A 21751-nucleotide genomic window follows, 5' to 3' on the forward strand; every position below is an offset into this window, starting at 1 on the left:
TCCCCGAGGTGGTGTGCCGCAGGGCCGGGCTCACCCAAGCCGGGTACGGCGGAGCCAGGCTCCACGTGGCCGGAGGCCGGGGGGCCGCGGTGGCCCGGGGGCTCCAGGGCGCCGGTGCGTGTGGCGAGGAGCAGGACGCGGCGCACCTGTTCGTCGATCACCTTCTCCGGCACGCGTCCCTCGCGGACCGCCGTCTCCAGCCGCTCGCCCCAAGGCCCCCGCGGGCCGGGCATCGCGATGTCGAGGCCGCCGAGTGCGGTGGCCTCGGTCGTGCGGGCGCCGGTCCAGTCGGACACGACGACGCCGTCGAAGCCCCACTCGCCCTTCAGAACGTCGCGCAGGAGTGAGCGGTGCTCGCTCATGGTGGTGCCGTTGACCTGGTTGTAGGCGGCCATGACGGCCCAGGCGCCGGCGCGTGCCACCCGCTCGAACGGGGCGAGGTAGAGCTCGCGGAGGGCACGCTCGCCGACCCGCACGTCCACGGTGAAACGCTCGGTCTCGGAGTCGTTGGCGGTGAAATGTTTGGCGGTGGCGGCGACTCCGCCCTCCTGCACGCCTTCGACGTAGGCCGCGCCGATCTCACCGGTCAGGTAGGGGTCCTCGGAGAAACACTCGAAATGCCGCCCGCCGAGAGGGCTGCGGTGCAGGTTGAGCGTGGGGGCGAGGAGCACGTGCACGCCCTTGCGCGCGGCCTCCTGCGCGAGCAGCCGCCCGGCCCGCCGCACCAGCGCGACGTCCCAGGTGGCGGCGAGGGCGGTGGGGGAGGGCAGCGCGATCGAAGGGTCGCCCGACGACCATCGCTCGCCGCGTACGCCGATCGGGCCGTCGCTCATGACGAGCCGCGACAGCCCGATCTCGGGAACGGCGGGCAACGACCACATGTCGGCGCCCGTCAGCAGTCGGATCTTCGTGGGGAGGTCCAGTCCGGCGACGAGGTGGTCGAGGTTCAAGAGGCGCTCCCCACGAATCCGGCGTCAGGCCTTCTGGCGAGCCTCCACGGCCTGCTTGTAAAGACGTCCTGCCCGGTATGACGAGCGCACAAGCGGCCCGGACAGCACACCGGCGAATCCGATGGCCTCGGCCTCCTGCTGAAGCTCCACGAACTCGTGCGGCTTGACCCAGCGGTCCACCGGGTGGTGGCGCGGCGACGGCCGCAGGTATTGCGTGATGGTCAGCAGGTCGCACCCTGCGTTGTGCAGGTCGCGCATCGCCTGGACGACCTCCTCCCGCTCCTCGCCCATGCCGAGGATCAGGTTGGACTTGGTCACCAGACCCGCCTCACGCCCCATGGTGATGACCTGGAGCGACCGCTCGTAGCGGAAGGCGGGGCGGATGCGGCGGAAGATGCGCGGCACGGTCTCGATGTTGTGCGCGAACACCTCGGGCCGGCTGGAGAACACCTCTTCGAGCTGGGCCCGGTCGCCGTTGAAGTCGGGCACGAGGAGCTCGACGCCGCATCCCTCGACGGTGGCGTGAATCTGCCTGGCGGTCTCGGCGTAGAGCCAAGCGCCGCCGTCGGGCAGGTCGTCACGGGCCACCCCCGTCACGGTGGCGTATTTGAGCCCCATCTGCTGGACGGACTCGGCCACGCGACGGGGCTCGTCCCGGTCGTATTCCGCGGGTTTGCCGGTGTCGATCTGGCAGAAGTCGCAACGCCGGGTGCACTGGTCGCCGCCGATGAGGAACGTCGCCTCACGGTCTTCCCAGCACTCGTAGATATTGGGACAGCCGGCCTCTTCGCAGACGGTGTGGAGACCCTCCCGCCTCACGAGCGACTTCAGCTCGGTGTATTCGGGACCGGTCCTAAGCTTCGTCTTGATCCACGGCGGCTTGCGCTCGATGGGGGTCTGGCTGTTGCGCACCTCCAGGCGGAGGAGCTTACGGCCTTCTGGAGCTACGGTCACGACCACAGCTTATGTCCCGCACCGCGAGTCGGGGGCACGGCCCCCGCCGCAAGCCGCCGGAGGTCAGGCGCGCAGCATCGCCGAGAGATCCTCTTCGTGCAAGTCGTATGGCTCGGACCCGAGAGCCTCGGCCACCCGCTTCTCGGCGAACGGCAGCACCTCGTCGACCACGATCCGCCGCCCCGTCTCGGCCGACAGGGACGAGACCCCGGCGTCGTCGATGCCGCAGGGAACGATGCGGTTGAACCAGCTCGGGTCGTTTGAGCAGTTCAGGGCGAACCCGTGCATCGTTGTGCCCCGGGAGACCCGGATGCCGATCGCGCCGAGTTTGCGGTCGGGCAGCCCCACCGCGGGGTCGCCCGGCACCCACACGCCGCTGCGCCCCTCGACGCGCCCGGCGGCGATGCCGAAGTCGGCGCACACGTTGATCAGCGCCTCCTCCAGCGACCGCACATAGGCGACGACGTCCATCTCGCCGCTCAGTTTGACGATGGGATAACCCACGAGTTGCCCCGGGCCGTGCCAGGTGATGCGGCCTCCCCGGTCGACGTCGACCACGGGCGTGCCGTCGGTGGGGCGTTCGCCCTCCGTGGTGCGCTTGCCCGCCGTATAGACGGGCGCATGCTCCAGCAGGAGGGCGACATCAGGCCCCCGGTCGTCGGCGCGCCACGCGTGAACGCGTCGCTGAAGCGCCCATGCTTGCTCGTAAGGGACATCAACGCCCAGTCGGACGACCGCCAGCTTGTTCACGCTTTAAGATTAGTTGACCGGCCCGACGCTTCTCAGGTGGTCAGCCTTCTCGGCTCGATCCGGAACTCCTTGACCCCGCCCGCGCCGTCCCGCTCGATGCGGTAGGCCGAGCCGCCGTCGGCCGACACCGCCTGAATGAAGTCCGTGCCCACATAGTGCAGCGCGACCCCTTCGTCGGCCGCGTAACCCTCCGGCAGCTCCCCCTCGGCCACCGACCGGTGGAGCAACTCCCGCCGCTGCGGATCCGAGTCATAATGCACACCACACGAGAACGGCAAAAGCCCCAGACCCTCGGCCCACGGACGCAGCGTGGGGCCGAAGGAGTCGGTGTTGCCGCCGACGTGCCAGCAGAGCGCCCCGGCGCTCTGGCCGCATAGGACCACCCCGGCCCGCCAGGCCTCCTCGAAGACGTCGTCGAGCCCGTGGAGCCGCCACAGCGCCGCGAGGTTGGCCACGCTGCCCCCGGACACGTAGATCGCGTCTTGGGAGAGCACCCACTCGCGGGGATCCTCCACGTTGGGCATGGGGAAGAGGGCCAGGTGGCTCACCTCGACGTCCCATTCCCGGAACGCGCCATACATTTTGAGCAACCAGTCGGCGTCGTCACCCGTGGCGGTCGCCAGCAGGCCGAGACGGGGTCTGTCCTGGCCGGTGAGGTCGAGTGCGTATCGGAGGAGGGCGCTGGGCTCGATCGAACCGTTCCGGCTGGAGGGGCGGAACGAACCACCGCCGATGGCGAGAATGTGTGACTGGCCAACCCTGCTCAATGCTGCTCCTTAGCGTGAGACCCCGTCCGGACGCGGTGGTCCGGACTTGGTGGGGAGGAAACGCGGAGGATCACGCGCTCCGGACGAACGGCACCCTAGAGTACGTCCGCAAGAGCGTCGCCAAGGTCGGTATGACGGAAGGTGTAGTTCGCGGTGATTAGTCGCTTAGGCACCGCCCTGGTGCCGATCAGCACGCCTTCTTCGGCGAACTCGCCGAGCCCCAGACGCAGCGCGAACCCCGGCACGGGCAGCGGCAGCGTCGGCCGGCCGAGCGCCTTGCCCAGCGCCTTGGTGAACTCGGCGTTGGTGACCGGTTCCGGCGCAGTCAGGTTGACCGGCCCCGCCACGTCGCCGTGATCGAGCACGTGCCGCACGGCCCCCACCCAGTCCACGATGGAGATCCACGGCCAGTATTGCCGCCCCGACCCCAGCGGGGCACCCAGTCCCAGCTTGAAGATCGGCAGGATCGGTGCCAGGGCCCCGCCCTTCCCGCTGAGCACCAGGCCGGTCCGCAGCCGCACGGTGCGGATGCCCGCCTCCTCCGCCGGGACGGTCTCCTCCTCCCAGGCCCGCACGACCTCGGCCAGAAAACCCGTGCCCGGCGGGGACGTCTCGTCCACGATCCGGTCCCGCGTGTCGCCGTAGTAGCCGACCGCGGACGCCGAGACGAACACCGGCGGCCTGGCGGAGAGCCCGGCCAGCGTCCGCGCGATCGTGCGGGTGCCCTCGACCCGGCTGCGCCTGATCTCCCGCTTGTGCTCGGGAGTCCAGCGTTTGTCGCCGATGCCGGCCCCCGCCAGGTGCACGACGGCTTCCGCGCCCTCCAGCACGGCGGGGTCCAGCTCCCCCGTGGCGGGGTTCCAGGACGCCTCGTCCGGCCCCGCAGGCTCCCGCCGTACCAGGGACAGGACTCGCCGGCCGTCGTCTCTTAGGGAACGAACCAGGGCCGATCCCAACAGTCCCGACGATCCAGTCACGATCACTGTCATAGATCTATTCTTAGCCCAGTCGAGCGAGGAAGAACCGCAAACCCTGGTCGTCGGAGCAGTCGGCGCTGTCGCCGTAGGAGTGGTGTTCGGGATCGGTGCTCGTGCCGCCCGCCTCCCGCACCTTGGCCACGGCGGCCTCGACATCGGCCACCACATACAGCGGTACGACGCAGGCCGCCTTGCGCCCGCCCCGCAGCCCGGTCATCGGACGCAGGTCGGCGCCGCCGACGGTCACGCCCCAGCCGTCCTCCGAGCGGCCCGGGCGGAACTCCCAGCCGAGCGTCGCGCCGAAGAACGCGCGGGCCCGCTTGGAGTCGGGTGTCTCCATGGTGATGTAGGCGAGATCGCCGGTCTTCGGGGTGACGGCGGGCTCGGCGCCGGTGGTGTCGTGATAGACGGCGAACGGCAGGCCCTGGTCGTCCTCGCAGAGCGAGACCGTGCCGTAGTGCTCCTCCTTGGGATCCTCCGCCTTGCCGCCGGCCGCCCGGACCTTCTCCGCGACGGCCGCGACGTCGTCAACCTCGAAGGCGAGGAAGAGGGTCGGGCGCTCATGGCCGCCCCAGAGGCCGTGCTTGGGGGAGAGGCCCTTCACCAGCCGCGACTGGGGGCTGGTCCCGGGCATGATCTCCCATTCGAGCGCCCTGCCGTAGAACTCCTCGGCGCGTTTGACGTCCCGCGTCCACAGGGCGGCGTATCCCACATCGCCCCGCCGTAGCCGATCGCTCCCCGCCATAGCCGTTCCCCCCGGTCAGCTCGTGACTGAAGCCTTTCAGCCCCACCCCGCGACCCGCTGCGGGCCCACGCCGCAGGTCGCACCCTGGGATGAAAAAGGTTCACTGCGACAGGGCATACCCACCCGGGACGGGGTGAAAGCCGAAAGACCGGCCCCGCAGCCGGGGCCGGTCCTTCGTTTTACTCAATCCTTGACGTGCCTGGCCTTGACGGCCGGCCGACTCAGGCGTTGAGGCCGAGCTGGTTCTCGAAGCGGCCTTCCTCCAGACGACGCTTGATCGTCGTGAGGAAGCGGGCCGCGTCCGCGCCGTCGACGAGGCGGTGGTCGTAGGTCAGGGCCAGGTAGACCATCGACCGGACGGCGATGACCTCGCCCGCCTCGGTGTCGAGCACGACAGGGCGCTTCACCACGGCGCCGGTGCCGAGCATGCCGACCTGCGGCTGGTTGAGGATCGGCGTGTCGAACAGCGCGCCGCGGCTGCCGGTGTTGGTCAGCGTGAACGTGCCGCCGCCGAGCTCGTCGGGGCTGATGCGGTTGCCGCGGGTGCGCTCCGCGAGGTCGGCGATCTTGCGGGCGAGACCGGCGATGTTGAGGTCGCCGGCGTCCTTGATCACCGGGACGAGCAGGCCCCGCTCGGTGTCGACCGCGATGCCGAGGTGCTCGACGTCGTGGTAGGTGACCTCGTTGGTCTCACCGTTGATCACGGCGTTGAGCTTGGGGTGCTGCTTGAGCGCCTCGATGGCGGCCAGAGCGAAGAACGGCATGAACGAGAGCTTCACGCCCTCACGCCGCACGAACTCGCCCTTGGCCTGGTCGCGGAGCCGGGCGATCTTGGTCACGTCGACCTCGACGACCGTGGTGAGCTGCGCCGAGACCTGCAGCGACTCGACCATGCGCCGGGCGATGGTCTGCCGGATGCGCGGCATCTTCTCGGTGCGCCCGCGCAGGGTCGTGTCGACCACCACCGGCTCGGGGGCGGCCGGCGCGGCCTGCGCCGGGGCGGCGGCCTGAGGCGCCGCGGCGGGTGCGGCCGGGGCGGGCGCGGCGGCCTGGGCGGCGGCGCGCTCCCGCTGGACGCGGGCGGCCTCGATCACATCCTGCTTGCGGATGCGCCCGCCGACACCGGTGCCGTTGAGCGAGTCGAGGTCGACGCCGTGCTCGGCGGCGAGCTTGCGCACGAGCGGGGTGACGTAGGGGCTCTCACCCGTCGTCACCGGAGCGGCAGGAGCGGCGGGAGCCGGAGCGGCGGCCTGCGGCGCGGGGGCCGGGGCGGGGGCCGGAGCCGGAGCCGGAGGCGCGGGCGGAGCCGGCGGGGCGGCGGGAGCGGCCTGCTGCGGCTGCGGGGGGGCGGCCGGAGCGGGGGCCGGGGCCGGGGGAGCCGGCGGCGCCGCCGGAGCGGGCTGCGGGATCGAGGAGACGGGGGCGGCGGCCTCGGGGGCCGGCGCGGGGGCCGCCTCGGGCGCGGGGGCGCTCGCGCCCGCGGAGCCGTTCTGGTCGATGATCGCGAGCTCGGCCCCGACCTCGACCGTCTCGTCCTCGGCGACCACGATCTTGGTGATCACACCCGCGGAGGGCGAGGGGATCTCGGTGTCGACCTTGTCGGTCGACACTTCGAGGAGCGGCTCGTCGGCTTCGACGCGCTCGCCTTCCTTCTTGAGCCAACGGGTGACCGTGCCCTCGGTGACGCTCTCGCCGAGCTGGGGCATCGTTACGGAGACCGGCATGATGGTTCTTCTCCTGTGAGGGCTTGGCTTAGGTGTGCAGGTGGAGCGGCTTGCCGGCCAGGGCCAGCATGGCCTCGCCGACGGCCTCGGACTGGGTCGGGTGCGCGTGGATGAGCTGGGCCACCTCGGAGGGCAGAGCCTCCCAGTTGTAGATGAGCTGACCCTCGGTCACCAGCTCGCCGATGCGGCGGCCGACCATGTGCACCCCGAGGACGGGGCCGTCCTTCTGGGCGATGACCTTCACGGCTCCCTGCGTCTGCAGGATCTGGCTCTTGGGGTTGCCCGCGAGGTCGTATGTCATCTCGACGATCTCGTAGCCGCGCTGCCTGGCGACCTCGGAGGTGATGCCGACGGAGGCAACCTCGGGGTCGGAGTAGGTGATGCGGGGGACGCCGTCGTAGTCGATGGGCGCGGGGTTGAGCCCCGCGATGTGCTCGGCGACCAGGATGCCCTCGGCGAAGCCCACGTGGGCGAGCTGGAGGGTCGGGTTGACGTCGCCGATGGCGTAGACGCCGGGCACGCTGGTGCGGCAGTGGGCGTCGACGACGACCGCGCCGCGCTCAAGGGCGACGCCGGCCTCCTCGTAACCGAGGCCCGCGGTCACCGCGCCGCGGCCGACCGCGACGAGCAGGAGCTCGGCCTCCAGGGTCTTGCCGCCCTCCAGGGTGACGACGACGCCGGTGTCGTTGCTCTTGACGCTCTCGAAGCGGGCGCCGAGCTCGGACTTGATGCCGCGGCGGCGGAAGGCACGCTCCAGCAGCTTGGAGCTCGACTCCTCCTCCAGCGGGAGCAGGTGCGGCAGCGCCTCGACGATGGTGACCTCGGCGCCGAACGAACGCCACACGCTGGCGAACTCGACGCCGATCACGCCGCCGCCGAGCACGATGACCGAGGTGGGCACGCGGTCGAGCACGAGCGCGTGCTCGCTGGTGATGACCCGCTCGCCGTCGATCTCAAGGCCGGGCAGCGACCTCGGGGCGGAGCCGGTGGCCAGCACGACGTTGCGGCCCTCGTAGACCGTGCCGCCGACGGCGACGCGGCTCGGGCCCGCCAGGCGTCCCTCACCCTCGACGACCGTGACGCCCGCGCCCTTGAGCAGGCCCTGGACGCCCTTCCAGGCACGGTTGACGATCTTGTCCCGGAAGGCGAGCACGCCGGGCACGTCGATGCCCTCGAAGCGCGCCTTGACGCCGATCTTCGAGGCCTCGCGGGTCTCGTCGGCCACCTCGGCGGCGTGCAGGAAGGTCTTCGTGGGGATGCACCCTCTGTGCAGACAGGTGCCGCCGATCTTGTCCTTCTCGATCAGCAGGACCGACTTGCCCAGTTCAGCCGCGCGCAACGCGCACGCATAGCCGCCGCTACCGCCCCCGAGGATCACGATGTCGTAGGGGCCGCTGCCTTCAGCCACAGGATTGCTCCTTGTCAGATCGATCCGCCGGCGACGGGCGCTGAACCCGCCCCCGGCAATAGCATCTTTTCACTTGTCCACGCCGTAGGTGACCCGCTCGCGCGTGTCACTCCGCGTAGCGTCCGGCCAGCTCCACGAGCGTGCGGGTGATGGCCCCCGTGCCGCCCTTCGGGGTGTAGCCGTACGGTTCGCCCTTGTTGAAGCTCGGCCCCGCCATGTCGACGTGTGCCCAACGTATGCCGTCCGGCACGAATTCCCGCAGGAAGAGTGCCGCGGTCAGCATGCCGCCCATGCGCTCGGGGTGGACGTTGGCGATGTCGGCCACCGCCGAGTCGAGCCCCTTGCGCAGTTCCTCGGGCAGGGGCATGCCCCAGGTGGCCTCGCCCACGCTGGACGCGGTCGCCACGACCTCGTCGCGGACGGCGTCGTCGTTGCTCATCACGCCGGCGACGCGCCAGCCGAGCGCGACGATCTGCGCGCCGGTCAGGGTCGCCACGTCGACGATGAGGTCCGGCTGGTCCTGCGCGGCCCTGGCGATGCCGTCGACGAGCACGAGGCGGCCCTCGGCGTCGGTGTCGAGCACCTCGACCGTCTTGCCGCTGAACGTCTTGAGCACGTCGGAGGGCCGCTGCGCGGTGCCGCTCGGCATGTTCTCCGCCAGGCAGAGGTAGCCGACCACGTTGACGGGGAGCCCCAGCCCGGCGATGGAGACCATCGCGCCGAGCACCGCGGCCGCGCCCGCCATGTCGGACTTCATCCAGTCCATGGAGGCCGAGGGCTTGAGCGACAGGCCGCCGGAGTCGAAGGTGATGCCCTTGCCGACGAACGCGACCGTCTTGCTCGCGCCGGCCGGGGAGTAGGCCAGCCGGACCAGGCGCGGCGGGTTCGTCGATCCCTGGCCGACGCCGACGATGCCGCCGTAGCCGCCTTCACGCAGGGCGTGCTCGTCCAGCACCTCGGCCGTGAAGCCGCTGCGAGCGCCGTATTCCTCGGCGATCTCGGCGAAGCGGGCCGGCCACAGGTCCGACGGGGGAGTGTTGACCAGGTCGCGGGTGAGCGTCACGCCGCCCGCCAGCGTCTGTGCGGCCTCAAGCGCCTCGCCGGCACCTTCGGCGGAGGTGAGCACCGTGATCTCACCGACCGGCTCCTTCCGCTGCCCGTTCGTCAGGTAGCGGTGGAAACCGTATGCCCCGAGGGCGCCGCCAAGCGCTACGGCCCCCACCTGTGCCGCGGTGGCGGCCGGAAGCGCGAGCGCCGCGCTCTCGACGCCCGCGAGGGCGCGGGTGGCCTCACCTGCGGCGCGCCGCAGGGCCTCCAGGCCCGCGTCGGTGCCGGGGTCGCCTTCCGAGACGTCGCCGAGACCGACGGTGACGAGCAGCGGCGCGGTGATCGCGCCGAAAGTCGGGATCTTCGCGACCTCGCCGGGGACGCCCTTCAGCCCCATCGCGGTCAGGGTGGCGGAAAGTTTGCCGTCGAACGCCTGGTCGACCGACTCGGCGCCCGCAGCGGGGCGAATGCCGTCCGGACCGGCGTGGACACCGATCACGAGCGCGCCTGTGTCGATCGTGGTGGGGTCAGTTGTGTTCAGCCGCACAGTGGTCACACAGCCCGATGCTAGCCCTGGTTCATGTGTAGTCATAAACGAGGGTTCATCCTACCAATCGGTAATGGCGTCATAAACGAAATAGTGCTACTGTCAATAGCACCATGCTGCTCTCACTGGACCTCAGCGACCCGCGCCCCATCCACGACCAGGTGGCCGCGGCGATCCGCCGCGCGATCACCCAGGGCACCTATGTCCCCGGAGACCGCCTGCCGCCCGCCCGGGACCTGGCCGACGCCCTCGGCATCAACGCCAACACGGTGCTGCGCGCTCTGCGCGAGCTGCGCGACGAGGGACTGCTTGAGTTCCGGCGCGGGCGCGGGGTCAGCGTGCAGCGGCTCCCCGACCCCAAATCCGCCCTGGAATCCCTGGCCCGCGAGTTAGTGGAGGAAGCCGGACGCTACGGCTACAGCAAAGACGACGTGATCGAGATTCTCAGGGGGCTCCCATGACCCCGCCATGCCGCAGGGAGGCACAATGACCGACAGAACCCGCGCACTTGCCGTCGCCGTCCCATGGGGCGCCCTTGTGGCCGCGGCCATCCTGGCCGTCCCGGCGGCCCTCAGCGACCGCCTCCCCGACCCTCTCGCCACGCACTGGGGCTCAAGCGGGATCGACGGCACCACGTCCGCCACCGGGATGACGGTGTTCACCCTGCTGTTCTGGCTCCTGCCGTGGGCGGTCCTCGTCGGCGTCATGCTGTTCGCCCAGCCGCGCACCCGCGCCGGGCGGAGCGGCTGGTGGGCCTCCCTCGTCGGCTGGGGCCTGCTCACCGTCTCCATGACGTGCTCCATCGTCTACGCCAACCTGGACGCTCCCGAGGCGCGCCTCGCCGGCTCGCCCGGGTGGGACATCGCGCTGGTCCTCGCCGTGGCCTTCGGCGGCGCCGCGCTCGCCGGCTTCCTCGGCAGGGGCGCGCCCGACCAGCCGAACCCCGCCCCCGCGGACCTGCCCACCGTCCGGTTGCACCCCGGGCGGCGCACCGTGTGGGTCGGCCGCGTCGTGAGTCTCAGCATGATCATCTCGTCGGTGATCGGTGTGGCGGTCGTCGTCGTCGCCGGCGCGACCATGCTCGTCGGCCTGCTTCCCGCCGATGCGCTCTGGATCATGCCCGGCCTCCTCCTGATCGCCGTGGCCGGCGCTTTCACCGGCACCGTCAGGGTGCGCATCGGCGAGCACGGCCTGGCGATCGGTTTCGGCCCCTTCGGATGGCCGGGGAAGCACATCCCGCTCGACCGCATCGAATCCGCCTGGACGGAGCAGCGCACCCCGGCTCAGGTCGGCGGATGGGGCTGGCGCGGCCTGCCCGGTAATACGACTCTCATGCTCCGGGGCGGAGAGTGCCTGGTCGTCGCCGAGACCTCCGGCAAGCGCGTCGCCGTCAGCGTCGACGACGCCGCCCGCGGCGCGTCGCTCCTGAACGCCCTCGCGGCGGAGCGCTCCCACCACGTCGCCTGATCCCCCGGCTTCCGACCTCCGTTTGGAGACACCTTTGACGTACGGAAGATCCGACCTGACCGTCTTCCTCGCCGTGGCCTTCGGCCTGTCCTGGCTGATCATGCTTCCCGTCTGGATCGGCGGAGCCCGGCTCGGCACCCCCGTCGTGACGGTCACCAGCGTGGCCATGATGTTCACCCCCGCGTTCGGTGTGATCGCCGTCTGGATGCGCAATCGCCGCACCACCGGCTTCCGCGCCCTCGCCCGCGAGACCGGCCTCACCTTCGGCACGAGCAGGCGCGGCACCGTCGCCATGGTCGCCCTGATGTGGCTGGGCACACCGCTGATCATCCTGCTCGTCGCCGCGCTCAGCGCCGCCCTCGGGCTGCTCACCCTCGACCTTGAGAACTTCAGCCTGTTCCGCGCCGGGCTCGCCCAGGCTCCGCTTCAGGGCGGACCGGCCCCCGATCCGCAGGTCCTCGTCATCGCCCAGATCGCCACGGCGTTCACCATCGCGCCGCTCATCAACTCCGTCGCGGCCTTCGGTGAGGAATGGGGGTGGCGCGGGTGGCTCCTGCCCCGGCTCCTGCGCGGCGGGCGCGGCGTGTGGGGGGCGTTCCTCGTCTCCGGGATCATCTGGGGGCTCTGGCACGCGCCGCTCACCCTGCGCGGCTACAACTATCCCGAGCTCGGGCCCTGGGCGGCGCTCGTCTTCGTCGGCTTCTGCGTGATCTACGGCTCCCTGCTGGGCTGGACCAGGCTCCGCACCGGCAGCGTCTGGCCCGCCGTCGTCGGCCACGGCGCCTTCAACGCGGCCGCGGCCATGCCGCTGATCCTCGGCTCCACCGCCGACCCGCCCAACCTCACCGTCGCCGGGATCATCGGCTTCGTCGGCTGGGCCGTACTCGCCGGTCTCACCCTCCTCGTCATGCGGGTGTGGCCCGTCACCTCACAGCAGGGCGGCGACCAGCAGGGCGGCGACCGTGGCCGTCTCCACCAGGGCGCCTAGCACGTCGCCGGTGATCCCGCCGAGCCTGCGCACGGCGCGGCGCCGCAGGCCCCACGCCGCCAGCAGCCCGGCCGCCACCGCCGCCGGGAACAGGACGGGGGAGACGCCCCCGGCGAGCGACACGAGCACGGCCCCCGCCATCGCGAGCGCCGTCGCGGCCACCTGGGCGGCGCGGGGGACCGTGCCCGCCACCATCGCCCCCAGCCCGTCCGGCCGTGCGGGCGGCACCCCCCGCCCGCACGCCCACGTGAGCGCCAGCCGGCCGGTCACCACCGCCACCAGGAGCGAGTATGGCCCGGCCTCGACGGCGGCGCCCACCTGGACGAGCAACGTCAGCACCAGCGTGACCACACCGAACGGCCCGATGTCCGATTTTTTCATGATATTTAGGGCGGCATCGGCGGGTTTGCCGCTCCCCAGCCCGTCGGCCAGATCGGCCAGCCCGTCGAGATGCAACCCGCGCGTGAGCAGCGCCACCACCGCCACCGCGAGCGCGGCGGGCAGAAAACCCCCGCTGCTCAGTTCCGCCGCCCACATCAGCAGCGCCGCCGCGCCCCCCAGCGCCACACCCACCACCGGGGCCAGCGCCATCGCCTGACCCGCCGAGGTCCGGGTCACCTCGGGGAACCGTACGGGGGCCACACTCAGCAACCCGAACGCCAGCCGCAACGCATTCATATAGTTCATACCGGCAGGGGCGTCAGGCGCCCGGCCACCACCAGCGCCACCTCGTCGGATTCGGCGGCGATCGCCTGGTTCAGCCGCCCCAGCGCGTCGCGGAACCGCCGCCCGCTCGACGTCGCCGGCACCACACCGGACCCCACCTCGTCCGACACCGCCACCACCCGCGCCCGCGCGCCCCGCCACGCCCGCACGAGCTCCGCGCAGCGCTCAGCCACACCCGCCGTGGAGCCCTCCCAGGCCCCGCACTCGTCGAACACCGCCGCCACCCACGTGCCCAGCCCGTCGATCATGAGGGCTCCCTCCGCCTGCCGCAGCAGCGGCACAAGATCGGTGCTCTCCACCGTCTCCCAGTGCCCCGGCCGCCGGCCCCGGTGCTCGGCCACCCGCCGCCGCCACTCAGGATCGTCCCCTCCCGAGGGGCCCGTCGCCACATAAGTAACGTATGGCTCACCGGCCAGCCGCAGCTCCGCCTCCGCCGACTTGCCCGACCGCGACCCCCCTAAGAGCAGCGTCCGCCTCGGCTGCGGCTCGGCCTGGGGGGCGGGGAGGGACGAGTCGATCACCATTCCATCGGCCGCGACCCGCACCCCCCACAGCTTCGCCCGCCGCGCGAGCTCCCCCGGTGAGGGCACCCGGTGGTCGAACCCCGCCGCCACCACATGCGTGCCCGGTCCCACAAGCCCGGACCTCCGCAGCTCCCCCAGCCGCTCCGGCCGGTCGAGCACGTCAAGAATCACCACGTCGTAAGGCGTGCTTGTGCCGTACGGCCCGGGGCCCGCGAGAAGCAGCCGCGCCCCGTCCTGCCCCGTGACACTCAGCCCCTCGCTTGTCTCCACCGTTTCGAATCCCGGCGGAGCCCCTTCGCCCGGCAGCCGGAGAAGCTCGTCAACCACGATCTCAAGGGGCCGATGCACAAGGTGCGCCACCCGCGCACATGAGGCACACAAACACCCGGACTCCGGCCAGCCCGCCCCACCCGCCGACCCATTGATCACGACCTTCATCGGTGAGCAAGCCTACGCGGCCCCCGGCAGCAGGCACTGTCGCACCCCGGGACTCAAGGAGCCGCGGGGTGAACGGTGAAACGGCCTGCGCGTCGAGAGGAGCTGCGGGGTCAATGGGGGATACGGGGGGCACCTCTTCTCCTACCGGCTCACGATGTATCCCGAGGACAGCCGGGTGAGCGGACAAACGGGGACGTCGGAACCGCCGGGCGAACGAAAGATGTTCGCCCGGCGGTTCTTCTCTGGTGGGGCGGGGTTCGGTCAGCCCGGTCTTAGATGGGGCCCAGGAGCACGTTGCCTATGTCGGTGGGATTGTCGGAGAAGTAGAACTCGCGGACGAGGACCTGGAACTCGTCGCGGGTGAGCCGCCCGTCGCCGTCGGTGTCGGCGTGGGTGAAGAAGGCGTCGATGTCGGCGACGGGAAGGCCGAAGAGCGACATGGCCTGGGTGTATTCCCGCTGCGTCACCGAGCCGTCGTCGTCGAGGTCGAGCAGGGTGAAGAACAGATCGGCGATGGGGACCAGCACGTCGTCGAAGAGATCGGCCTGCGTGATCAGTTGCTGCATTGCCTTGATGAACACGTCGCGTTCCACCGTCCCCGCGCCGCTTGCGTCGAGAGGTGCGATGGCCCGCTCCCAAAGGGGGCTGAGGCTCTCCCGCAGCGGCTGTCCGGCCGTTGAACCCGGCAGGGCGGTGAGGTCGTCTCCGGAGAGGTCGGCGAAACGCAGGTAGTCGGCGACCTCGATGACGCCGTTTCCGTCGGCGTCCAGGAAGTCGAAGAGGCGGTTGAACTTACGTGTCTGCAAATCGGTCAGCATGATCCCGGGGGGTCCTTTCTCAGATGCGGGGCCTTCGGGGGTACGGCGGAGCATCGTTTGCCGTGCCGGATGCGTGGTTCGCGACGGTTGTGCCGTACCGGCGTCGTGCGGGGAGTGCCGTGCGCGGACCGAGGCATGGTGGGTCCGTCTGATGAGGGGAGGGCTTCGCGGGTGTGATCAGGTTGGCCGGAAGTGCCGAGACTGAGAGTAACTATATGACTACGAAAGGCTAGGGGGCGAAGGTGAATTGAGTTGCGGAGAGTAATGATCTCATAACCCGTCGTGCCGTCTTGGGGGTTTGCCGGCGGGGGACTGAAGACCGGGCGGTGCGGCGTTCTCCACTGCTGACGAGAGGTACAGGTGGGACGGATAGGGTTCGTGCGGCCGGTTGATTTCGTCCCGGCGTCACCTCGCGCGAGGGGTGGCCGCGAGCTTGGTCGTGAAGTGTGGGAAGAGGAGCGTGGAGATGACCTGGCGCTGGCGGTATGAGAACGCGAACGGTGGCGAGGTCACCGATCAGCCGCTGCCGAGAGATGTGTTCCAGAACCAGTCCGACGCCGAGTCATGGCTGGGCGAGAACTGGTCTGAGTTGTTGAGTCTTGGAGTCGAGCAGGTGACCCTGCTGGAGGACGACCGCGTCGAATATTCCGGCATGTCACTCCGGGTGGGGTGAAACCTGGGGAACCGGCATGTGCCCTGGGTGGGGTGGCATCGGTCCGGCACCGTCGCTCTGCCGCTCCGCGCGGAGTGACCTCGGCGGATCGGCGTGTCTCCTCCATGGCGGGCGGAACGGACAAGAGCCCGCCCGCTCCGGATATCCGGAGCGGGCGGGCTCTTGTCCGTTGACCGGCGGCGTCGCCGGAGCTTGGTTACGGGCGCTCGGCGGGCACGCTGACGAGGCTCGCGTCGCGCTCGACCACGGGGCCGAGGATGTCGTCGATCTTCTTCATCACCTCGGCGCCGAGCTTGACCCCGGAGGCCTTGACGTTGTCGCGCACCTGGTCGGGGCGTGTGGCGCCGATGATGGCCGAGGCCACGTTGGGGTTCTGCAACACCCAGGCGACCGCGAGCTGGGCCATGGTGATGCCGAGGTCGCCGGCGATGGCCTTGAGGCTCTGCACCCGGGTGAGCACATCGTCCTGCAGCCAGTGGGAGATGAAAGTCGAACCGCCCGCGTCGGTGGCGCGGGAACCGACCGGCGGCGGCCGGCCGGGCAGATACTTGCCGGTGAGCACACCCTGGGCGATGGGCGACCAGACGATCTGGCTGATGCCCTCCTTCTCACACAGCGGCACGACCTCTGACTCGATGACCCGCCAAAGCATTGAATATTGCGGCTGGTTGGAGATGATCCGGTCGAAGCCCATCTCGTCGGCGAGCTTGAGCGCCTCGGCGATGCGGTCGGCAGGCCATTCGCTGACGCCGATGTAGAGCACCTTGCCCTGCCGTACGAGGTCGTCGAAGGCCCGCAGGGTCTCGACGAGCGGCGTCTCCACGTCATAGCGGTGGGCTTGGTAGAGATCCACATAATCGGTCTGCAACCGGCGCAGCGAGCCGTGGAGGGACTCCATGATGTGCTTGCGCGAAAGTCCGCGGTCGTTGGGGCCGGGACCGGTCGGCCAATAGACCTTGGTGAAGATCTCCAAAGATTCCCGGCGCACGCCCTTGAGGGCACGCCCGAGCACTTCCTCCGCCTTCGTGCCTGCATAGACGTCGGCGGTGTCGAAGGTGGTGATGCCTTCGTCGAGCGCCGCCTGAACACACGCCTTTGCGGCGTCCTCTTCGACCTGCGAGCCGTGAGTGATCCAGTTGCCGTAGCTGATCTCACTGACTTTCAGGCCACTACGACCGAGATAGCGGAATTCCATACATCTCACCCTACGCCCCAGCTCAGGGGAGATCCTTCCAACGAACCGAGGCATGGCGCACATGACGGCGTGACTTACGCGGTGCCGTTCAGGCGGGTTCGGGAGGCGATGAGGAACCGGACTTCCATCGGCAGAAGCGGAGGGAAGTGTCGTTACCTCTCGGGGCGATCTTGGAAGGCGCCCCGGGATGTCGGTGGGGTCGAGTAGCTTCCCGGTTCGTGATCGGTCGCCCGCGCTGTGGCCGGCGCCTTGCCGGCATGCGCGGGCCCTATGGCTGGGAGGTGAGACATGGACGCTGACGAGGCAGCCTGGGAGCGGCACAGTGTGCTGCGGGTCGTGCCGCCGGTGGCGCCGCGCAAGCTGGCGAAGGTGCCGTTCGTCGAGTTGGCGGACGGGCGGTTGCAAGGGGTGGTGTCGAGCGGGTCCGACATCGAGCGGGTCTACGTGTCGTCGATCGCCGCGGGCAGCCACGCCATGAGTTGCAGCACCAACAACAACCGCCCCTGCGGGGGGCTGCACGGCACGGCCTGCAAACACCTGGGTTCGCTGGTCGACGAGGCGGTGGTGCAATACGGCGTCGATCGGGTCGCGCGTTATCTGCGGGTCGAGGTGCCCGAGGACGGCAGGTTGATCGGTGCGTTGCGCGGTCAGGTGGAGCGTGCGCCGGCCGCGGTCGTGTTCAGCCGCTTCCTGCGGCACCTGACCTACCTTGAGGTGCCCGACAGCACCGAGCCGCTCGCCGAGATGCAGTGGTTTCCGACGTCGCAGGCGGTGCGCTGATGCTTGAGGTGAAGCTGAAGGCCCTGCTTGACGGCGCGCCGGCCGGGGTCGACGCGGCGCTCGACGTGGTGGCGGGTCTGGACGAGGCTCTTGTCACGGGGTTCGCCCGGCTGGGGCCGGAGCGGGCGGAGGCGCTGACGGCCTTCGCCGGCGCCCTCGCGGGCACGCCGCTCGGAGCGCGGCTCGGCGAGGCGGTGGAGAAGGCGGTCGCCGGCTCCGTCTCCGACGAGCACCTGGCTGCTTTGGCCGGTGGCCGGTCCGCTGTGCTCGGCGCGGTCCACGACGCCCTGCTTGACGGGCTCGACGAGGCCCTCGGGCGCTCGCGCACGGCATGGCAGACGACTCCTGACGCCGCGGTGACCCCATCAAGTGCCGCGGCGGCGTCCACAGGCTCGGGTGGTGGGGCGGCGACTTCGGATTCCGCTGAGGCGGCCACCGAGACCCTGGGCGATGACGCCGCGGGCGCGGCCTCGGCTTCCGTGGTGGGGGCTCTGGCCGGGTGCCGGGCGTGGTTGCGCGAGGTGGCCATCACCGGGTGGCGTGGTGTCGACCACGAGCTGACGACGGCGTGTGATCGGGTGGTTGAGGCGCTGCTCGCCGTGCCGGGGTTGCGGGGGCTCGCCGTGCTGGTCGACGGGCTCGCGGCGGAGCTGCGGGCGTTGAGTCCGCTCGCGACGGCGGAGCGCGTTCCGGCACGCCGGTGGGCCGACATGTGGGCGCGCGGGTTGCTGCTGGCGCAGGCCGGGGCGTGGCACGGCGACGTGGCCGAGGTGGTGTCGGGGCGGCTGCTGCTCCTCGGCGTGGACGTGCAAGAGCACGGCACGGCGGTCAGGGCGCAGGTGTATGCGGTCCTGGAGCCCGCGGGCGGCCGGCCGTCGCGGCTGGTGCGCACGAGTGTCGCGGCGGCGAAGGTGGAGACGATCGTCGGCTCCGCCGTATGGCGCCTGCTTGGCGCGCATCCCGTGCTGATGGGCGCGCTGGCCGACCACCGCAGTGTGGAGATCACCGACATGCCGCTTCTGGCCGGTGGCGACCTGGTCTGGCATGACGACCGGGCTATGGCGAGCACGCCCGCCGACCCGTTCACGACCGCGCGGGTTCAGCTCGCCGAGGCGTCGGCGCCGCCGGTGACGCCGCTCGACCGCCACCCGGTGCAGATCGCCGAACCTGTGCTGGTGGAGGGCTACTCGTCCGACGGCCGGCTGGTGCGGCTCGGCGAGACAGCACTGCCCGTCGATCTCGATCGGCTGCCGGCGCATGGGCCGGTCACGGCCGGGCTTGTGGCCGCCTCCTCGGCCTGCATCGGTCTGATGCGCTGGGACGGCGGGCGCTGGCTGCTGCAGCCGCTCGCGGTGCAGGCGACGGTCAAACGCAAGGCGGTCGTCGCGCACACGGGCGACTGGGCGATGGGCCCCACCGATCCCAAGGTGGTCAAGGCCGAGGCGAAGGCCGGCGACGCGGTCGCCGTGCTCCGGGAACGAGCGCGAAGGCTGCTGAGGCGATGAGTGACTTCTCCGGCGGTCCCGCATCCCCTGCCACGTCCGCCGATCCGTCCGGCCGTTCCGTGTTGTCCGCCTCGTCGGCCGGCCTCCCGGGGGCTTCGCCGTACTCCACGCCGGCTGATGGGCTGTCCCCGGGCACCTCGGCACTTGCGGAGGATGGGGCGTCCCCCGGCACCTCAACGCTCGCGGAGGATGTGGTGCCCCCGGGCACCTCGGCACTTGCGGAGGTGTCCGGGGACCCCATGGCCGCGGGGGTCGCGCATCGGCGGCAGGTGCTCTATTGGCGGCTCCTGTCCCGGCTCTTCGGTGCCGAGGAGCAGCCCACCCTGGAGACCGCCTCCATGGCGGTCGTCGAGGAGCTGGGCCTGCCTGCCACGTTGCTTGATCCGGAGGTCTCCGTCGACAACCTGGTGCAGCGTTTCCCCGCGCTCGCCGGCGAGTTGTGCGACCTCATGGCGGCGCGGGAGCACTCCGGTGGTGACGAGGTGCGCAGGGCGGCGCTGGTGTCCAAGTTGCTGCTCAATGTGTTCGCGACCGGGAGCGGCACCGTCACGGCGGGTGACCTGGCCCGGTGGAAGAAGGACGCGGAGTGGTTCGAGCGCGGCATGGGCTGCGAGCCCGGCGGGTTGCGCGGGCCGGACGGCGACGCCGAGGTGGCGGGTGTCCTCACCACTCTGGAGGGCGACCTCGTCAAACGGATGCGCCTGCGTGAGGTTCTCGCCGATCCCTACCTGGCGAGGCAGCTCACGCCGAGCATGTCGCTCATCGAGCAGCTCTTGCGTGACAAGTCCAACCTGTCGGGCGTGGCACTGGCCAACGCCAAGGCGCTGATCCGCAAATATGTGGACGAGGTCGCCGAGGTGCTGCGCACCCAGGTCGAGCAGACCAGCGTGGGTGTGATCGACAGGTCGGTGCCGCCGAAACGGGTGTTCCGCAACCTCGACATCGAACGCACGATCTGGAAGAACCTCACCAACTGGAGCCCGGAGGACCAGCGGCTCTACGTGGACCGGCTCTTCTACCGCCAGACCGCGCGCCGCACCACCCCGGCCAAGCTGATCGTCGTGGTCGACCAGTCGGGGTCCATGGTGGACTCGATGGTCAACTGCACCATCCTGGCCTCCATCTTCGCCGGCCTTCCCAAGGTCGACGTGCATCTCATCGCCTTCGACACCCGTGCCCTCGACCTCACCCCGTGGGTGCACGACCCGTTCGAGGTGTTGCTGCGCACCGACCTCGGCGGCGGCAACGACGGCCACGTGGCGATGAACCTCGCCCGGCCCAAGATCACCGATCCGCGCAACACGGTGATGGTGTGGATCTCCGACTTCTACGAGGTCCGCACGCTGATCACCGACTTCGAGTCGGTCCACCGCTCCGGGGTGAAGCTCATCCCCGTCGGTTCGGTGAACAGCTCCGGCCGCAACAGCATCGACCCGTGGTATCGCCAGAAATTCAAAGACCTGGGCACCCCCGTGATCTCAGGCCATATCCGCAAGCTCGTCGTCGAGTTGAAGAACTTTCTCACCTAGGAGCCCCCACATGACGGACAACATGCTGCGCGCCCCCGCCGAAGTGAAATACGCCGAGGAGCTTGACTGGCTGGAGTCGATCGACGACGGGCCCAAGCCGTTCTCGTGGCGGCTCAGCCCCCGCATGGTGCGGCTGTTTGTGCTCGGCTCGGAACGTTCCGACGGCCTTGACCGTGAGATTCCGCAGAAGTGGTTCGGCGACCGCAGTTTCGTCGAGCGCAGCATCGTCACCTTGGCGTCGGACCGCGGTCTGCTGCTGATCGGCGACCCGGGCACGGGCAAGAGCTGGCTCGCCGAGTTGCTCTCCGCCGCCATCTGCCGCAACTCCACCCTTGTGGTGCAGGGCACGGCGGGCACGACCGAAGACCACATCAAATATTCGTGGAACGTCTCCATGGTGATCGGCAAGGGGCAGTCGCGGGAGTCGATGATCCCGTCGCCCATCATGACCGCGATGGAGCAGGGCGTGATCGGGCGTTTCGAGGAGCTCACCCGGTCGACCAGCGACGTGCAGGACGCGCTCATCTCCATCCTGTCGGAGAAATACGTGTCGATCCCCGAGCTCGACGACGACAACATCGTGTTCGCCCAGCCCGGCTTCTCGATCATCGCCACCGCCAACAGCCGCGACCGGGGTGTGAACGACCTTTCGTCCGCGCTGAAGCGCCGGTTCAACTTCGTGCGCATCCCCGTGGTGACGAACAAGAAGAGCGAGGCGGAGATCGTGCGCTTCCGCACGGAAGAGCTGATGAACAGGCACAACATCGCGCTCGACGTGCCGCCCACGCTGCTCGACATCCTGCTGCAGAGCTTCGCCGACCTGCGCGCCGCCGCCGCGTCGGCCGGCAGCGACGACGAGAAGCTGGAGTCGGCGCTGTCCACCGCCGAGCAGATCGGTGTGCTTGAGGACGCCATCCTGCACAGCAACTTCTTCGGCGAGGGCACCCTCAGCGGTCAGACCCTGGCCGGCTCTCTGGTCGGCTCCCTGGCCCGGCGCAGCCCCGAGGACCTCGCCATCCTCAACAAATATTGGCACGGGGTGATCGAGCCCCGCAGCAAGAAGGACGGCGGGGAGTGGCGCGACTTCCTGGACGGCGGTCGCCAGGCGATCGCCACGCTCTCATGAGCCCCACCGGCGCCGCTCCTGCGAGCCCGTCCGGCGCCCTGCCTTCAAACCCGTCCGGCGTCAGTCCCTCCAGGACCCTGACCTCAGGTCCGTCCAGGACCCTGGCCTCAGGT

At 70.3% G+C, this 21751-nt stretch carries 21 protein-coding genes; 8 read left to right on the forward strand and 13 right to left on the reverse strand.

Annotation, left to right across the window (positions count from 1 at the left end):
* From Ssi02_RS01825 to Ssi02_RS01865, 9 genes are all read right to left on the reverse strand, one after another.
* Positions 1-881 (reverse strand): glycoside hydrolase family 3 protein (locus Ssi02_RS01825; RefSeq protein WP_373870073.1); only part of this gene is annotated, 881 nt, incomplete at its 3' end.
* 93 nt (positions 882-974) lie between these two features.
* The gene (lipA, locus tag Ssi02_RS01830) at positions 975-1904 is read right to left on the reverse strand and encodes a lipoyl synthase (protein WP_204020374.1); all 930 of its coding nucleotides are present in this window, start codon (positions 1902-1904) and stop codon (positions 975-977) included.
* Positions 1905-1967: 63 nt separating this feature from the next.
* Positions 1968-2654, reverse strand: a complete 687-nt coding sequence (gene lipB, locus Ssi02_RS01835) for a lipoyl(octanoyl) transferase LipB (RefSeq protein ID WP_204020375.1) — start codon at positions 2652-2654, stop codon at positions 1968-1970.
* Positions 2655-2686: 32 nt separating this feature from the next.
* A complete protein-coding gene (locus Ssi02_RS01840; protein ID WP_204020376.1) occupies positions 2687-3421 on the reverse strand; it encodes a Type 1 glutamine amidotransferase-like domain-containing protein in 735 nt (244 codons plus the stop codon).
* Positions 3422-3516: 95 nt separating this feature from the next.
* Complete coding sequence (locus tag Ssi02_RS01845) at positions 3517-4410, reverse strand: TIGR01777 family oxidoreductase (RefSeq protein WP_204020378.1); 894 nt, start codon at positions 4408-4410, stop codon at positions 3517-3519.
* Positions 4411-4420: 10 nt separating this feature from the next.
* Positions 4421-5143, reverse strand: a complete 723-nt coding sequence (locus tag Ssi02_RS01850) for a VOC family protein (RefSeq protein WP_204020380.1) — start codon at positions 5141-5143, stop codon at positions 4421-4423.
* 221 nt (positions 5144-5364) lie between these two features.
* On the reverse strand, positions 5365-6867 hold the full coding sequence (sucB, locus tag Ssi02_RS01855) for a 2-oxoglutarate dehydrogenase, E2 component, dihydrolipoamide succinyltransferase (protein ID WP_204020383.1): 1503 nt from the start codon (positions 6865-6867) through the stop codon (positions 5365-5367).
* 28 nt (positions 6868-6895) lie between these two features.
* On the reverse strand, positions 6896-8275 hold the full coding sequence (lpdA, locus tag Ssi02_RS01860) for a dihydrolipoyl dehydrogenase (protein WP_204020384.1): 1380 nt from the start codon (positions 8273-8275) through the stop codon (positions 6896-6898).
* Between the two features lie 106 nt (positions 8276-8381).
* Positions 8382-9914, reverse strand: a complete 1533-nt coding sequence (locus Ssi02_RS01865) for a leucyl aminopeptidase (RefSeq protein ID WP_204020386.1) — start codon at positions 9912-9914, stop codon at positions 8382-8384.
* Between the two features lie 68 nt (positions 9915-9982).
* Between Ssi02_RS01865 and Ssi02_RS01870 the strand changes: the two genes are divergently transcribed.
* Genes Ssi02_RS01870 through Ssi02_RS01880 form a run of 3 tightly spaced genes read left to right on the forward strand, consistent with a single transcriptional unit; the run spans position 9983 to position 12324 of the window.
* Entirely contained in the window at positions 9983-10330 is a 348-nt protein-coding gene (locus Ssi02_RS01870; protein ID WP_204020388.1) for a GntR family transcriptional regulator, read from the forward strand.
* A 25-nt stretch (positions 10331-10355) separates the two neighbouring features.
* A complete protein-coding gene (locus tag Ssi02_RS01875; protein WP_204020390.1) occupies positions 10356-11336 on the forward strand; it encodes a hypothetical protein in 981 nt (326 codons plus the stop codon).
* A 34-nt stretch (positions 11337-11370) separates the two neighbouring features.
* The gene (locus Ssi02_RS01880; protein ID WP_239128521.1) at positions 11371-12324 is read left to right on the forward strand and encodes a CPBP family intramembrane glutamic endopeptidase; all 954 of its coding nucleotides are present in this window, start codon (positions 11371-11373) and stop codon (positions 12322-12324) included.
* Here the strand turns inward: Ssi02_RS01880 and Ssi02_RS01885 are convergent.
* From Ssi02_RS01885 to Ssi02_RS01895, 3 genes are all read right to left on the reverse strand, one after another.
* Positions 12265-13011, reverse strand: a complete 747-nt coding sequence (locus Ssi02_RS01885; RefSeq protein WP_204020392.1) for an adenosylcobinamide-GDP ribazoletransferase — start codon at positions 13009-13011, stop codon at positions 12265-12267. The genes Ssi02_RS01880 and Ssi02_RS01885 overlap by 60 nt on opposite strands.
* Positions 13008-13934, reverse strand: coding sequence for a bifunctional adenosylcobinamide kinase/adenosylcobinamide-phosphate guanylyltransferase (locus Ssi02_RS01890; RefSeq protein WP_239128522.1), 927 nt, complete (start codon positions 13932-13934; stop codon positions 13008-13010). The genes Ssi02_RS01885 and Ssi02_RS01890 overlap by 4 nt, the downstream gene beginning before the upstream one ends.
* Positions 13935-14284: 350 nt before the next feature.
* On the reverse strand, positions 14285-14830 hold the full coding sequence (locus Ssi02_RS01895; RefSeq protein WP_204020396.1) for an EF-hand domain-containing protein: 546 nt from the start codon (positions 14828-14830) through the stop codon (positions 14285-14287).
* Positions 14831-15296: 466 nt separating this feature from the next.
* Between Ssi02_RS01895 and Ssi02_RS01900 the strand changes: the two genes are divergently transcribed.
* Positions 15297-15503 carry a hypothetical protein gene (locus Ssi02_RS01900; RefSeq protein ID WP_204020398.1) on the forward strand — a complete coding sequence of 69 codons (207 nt, stop codon included), beginning with the start codon at positions 15297-15299 and terminating at the stop codon, positions 15501-15503.
* A 196-nt stretch (positions 15504-15699) separates the two neighbouring features.
* Here the strand turns inward: Ssi02_RS01900 and Ssi02_RS01905 are convergent, their stop codons facing one another.
* Positions 15700-16698 carry an aldo/keto reductase family protein gene (locus Ssi02_RS01905; RefSeq protein ID WP_204020400.1) on the reverse strand — a complete coding sequence of 333 codons (999 nt, stop codon included), beginning with the start codon at positions 16696-16698 and terminating at the stop codon, positions 15700-15702.
* 288 nt (positions 16699-16986) lie between these two features.
* Here Ssi02_RS01905 and Ssi02_RS01910 point away from each other — a divergent pair, with 288 nt between their 5' ends.
* From Ssi02_RS01910 to Ssi02_RS01925, 4 genes are all read left to right on the forward strand, one after another.
* Entirely contained in the window at positions 16987-17478 is a 492-nt protein-coding gene (locus tag Ssi02_RS01910) for a hypothetical protein (protein WP_204020402.1), read from the forward strand.
* Positions 17478-18983, forward strand: a complete 1506-nt coding sequence (locus tag Ssi02_RS01915) for a hypothetical protein (RefSeq protein ID WP_204020405.1) — start codon at positions 17478-17480, stop codon at positions 18981-18983. The genes Ssi02_RS01910 and Ssi02_RS01915 overlap by 1 nt, the downstream gene beginning before the upstream one ends.
* Before the next feature lie 239 nt (positions 18984-19222).
* Positions 19223-20512 carry a VWA domain-containing protein gene (locus Ssi02_RS01920; RefSeq protein ID WP_204020445.1) on the forward strand — a complete coding sequence of 430 codons (1290 nt, stop codon included), beginning with the start codon at positions 19223-19225 and terminating at the stop codon, positions 20510-20512.
* A 10-nt stretch (positions 20513-20522) separates the two neighbouring features.
* Entirely contained in the window at positions 20523-21638 is a 1116-nt protein-coding gene (locus Ssi02_RS01925) for an ATP-binding protein (RefSeq protein WP_204020407.1), read from the forward strand.
* Positions 21639-21751 lie beyond the last annotated feature (113 nt).

It is taken from the genome of Sinosporangium siamense, assembly GCF_016863435.1.
GTDB classification, from domain to species: domain Bacteria; phylum Actinomycetota; class Actinomycetes; order Streptosporangiales; family Streptosporangiaceae; genus Sinosporangium; species Sinosporangium siamense.

What these genes read in the sequence shown, in the direction of transcription:
- Ssi02_RS01845 (WP_204020378.1), bottom strand. Translation starts at nt 4,410, where the DNA reads ATGACAGTGATCGTGACTGGATCGTCGGGACTGTTGGGATCGGCCCTG.
- Ssi02_RS01850 (WP_204020380.1), bottom strand. Translation starts at nt 5,143, where the DNA reads ATGGCGGGGAGCGATCGGCTACGGCGGGGCGATGTGGGATACGCCGCC.
- sucB (WP_204020383.1), bottom strand. Translation starts at nt 6,867, where the DNA reads ATGCCGGTCTCCGTAACGATGCCCCAGCTCGGCGAGAGCGTCACCGAG.
- Ssi02_RS01865 (WP_204020386.1), bottom strand. Translation starts at nt 9,914, where the DNA reads ATGACTACACATGAACCAGGGCTAGCATCGGGCTGTGTGACCACTGTG.
- Ssi02_RS01870 (WP_204020388.1), top strand. Translation starts at nt 9,983, where the DNA reads ATGCTGCTCTCACTGGACCTCAGCGACCCGCGCCCCATCCACGACCAG.
- Ssi02_RS01875 (WP_204020390.1), top strand. Translation starts at nt 10,356, where the DNA reads ATGACCGACAGAACCCGCGCACTTGCCGTCGCCGTCCCATGGGGCGCC.
- Ssi02_RS01885 (WP_204020392.1), bottom strand. Translation starts at nt 13,011, where the DNA reads ATGAACTATATGAATGCGTTGCGGCTGGCGTTCGGGTTGCTGAGTGTG.
- Ssi02_RS01895 (WP_204020396.1), bottom strand. Translation starts at nt 14,830, where the DNA reads ATGCTGACCGATTTGCAGACACGTAAGTTCAACCGCCTCTTCGACTTC.
- Ssi02_RS01900 (WP_204020398.1), top strand. Translation starts at nt 15,297, where the DNA reads ATGACCTGGCGCTGGCGGTATGAGAACGCGAACGGTGGCGAGGTCACC.
- Ssi02_RS01905 (WP_204020400.1), bottom strand. Translation starts at nt 16,698, where the DNA reads ATGGAATTCCGCTATCTCGGTCGTAGTGGCCTGAAAGTCAGTGAGATC.
- Ssi02_RS01910 (WP_204020402.1), top strand. Translation starts at nt 16,987, where the DNA reads ATGGACGCTGACGAGGCAGCCTGGGAGCGGCACAGTGTGCTGCGGGTC.
- Ssi02_RS01915 (WP_204020405.1), top strand. Translation starts at nt 17,478, where the DNA reads ATGCTTGAGGTGAAGCTGAAGGCCCTGCTTGACGGCGCGCCGGCCGGG.
- Ssi02_RS01920 (WP_204020445.1), top strand. Translation starts at nt 19,223, where the DNA reads ATGGCCGCGGGGGTCGCGCATCGGCGGCAGGTGCTCTATTGGCGGCTC.
- Ssi02_RS01925 (WP_204020407.1), top strand. Translation starts at nt 20,523, where the DNA reads ATGACGGACAACATGCTGCGCGCCCCCGCCGAAGTGAAATACGCCGAG.